1 pseudogene is annotated in these 1,122 nt (G+C 55.7%); it reads left to right on the top strand.

Annotation, left to right across the window (positions count from 1 at the left end):
* Window positions 1–1,122, top strand: a pseudogene (locus VH86_RS24595) (lipase family protein); the annotation flags it as partial.

The raw sequence follows: 1,122 nt of genomic DNA, 5'->3' as shown, positions 1-1,122 counted from the left end.
CCGGTGAGTAATAATATTTTCCGGCCGGAAACCCGCGACTCAGAATGGCGTTCAGATGTGCAGGAAAAAGCCGAGGCTGCCGGATACATCCATCACTACGTGACCATCGGGCAGCTCTGCGACCGGATGCCGGAAATCGCGGGTTGGACGGATCCTGAGCCGCCGAAGTTCCATTTTCCTGACGGGAAGACACTGAAGGGCACGGAGATTTCCCGCGACGGACTGGAGCGGCGGCACGTCATCGAAGTCTGCCCGTTCCGTGCGTGGGTGCTGGATCTACATGACACTAAAGATTATGACCTCGCCAATGGATTGAATCTCGGCATCATGGCCGATCTGGTGTATGCCGCAGAGGCTAATAACCCGACCATTGATTACTTTTTCCGGCGGAAATGCCAGGATTTGTCCTGCATCCCGCAGTTTGCTGAGTACCCTTCGTGGTACCACACGCTGGCCGTGGACGTGCCGTTCCGCAAGCGCTATCAGCCTCCGTTATATCTGAACACCGGCGGAGGGCCTGACGGAGAAGGCGACACCCGTCTCTTTACCGTGGAATGCGGTACGCACGTGCTGGTTGCCTGGTGCGGAACTGACAGCCTGCTGAACGTCCTGACCGATTTGTCTTTTGCCCCAAAGCGGACTCTGCCTGAACTGGCCGGGGCTGGAAGTATTCATGGCGGTTTTCTGGAAGCCTACCAACTGGCAAAAAGTAAGTTTGGGGATCAGTTTGATCTTCAGGCACTCAGCACATCTTTAGATAAAGGAAAATCCTTATTCATTTGCGGTCACAGTCTGGGAGGGGCGCTGGCGCTGCTGTATGCCTCAGAAATGAAGGATTACCAGCCTGTGCTCTACACCTATGGAATGCCACGGACCTTCACCCGCGCGGCGATCGCTTCACTTGGCAACATCACTCATTACCGGCACGTCAACGACAATGACACTATCACGCAGATCCCGCCGGATGCCGATCTTGATAACGCGTTTTACAATACGTGGGGGCCACTTGGTAGCAAGCTGGGGTTCGACTGGTCGGTGACCACGGCAGCCGGGCTCAGCGTGGCGGTAAGGGATTTGACGTATCAGTCGGTGGGGCTTATGCAGAAAAGAGACCCATACTGG

Source organism: Pantoea sp. BL1 (assembly GCF_000963985.1).
GTDB lineage: Bacteria > Pseudomonadota > Gammaproteobacteria > Enterobacterales > Enterobacteriaceae > Pantoea > Pantoea rwandensis_B.
The sequence above is the reverse complement of the archived record's forward strand: the minus strand, read 5'-3'. Positions and strand labels throughout refer to the sequence as shown.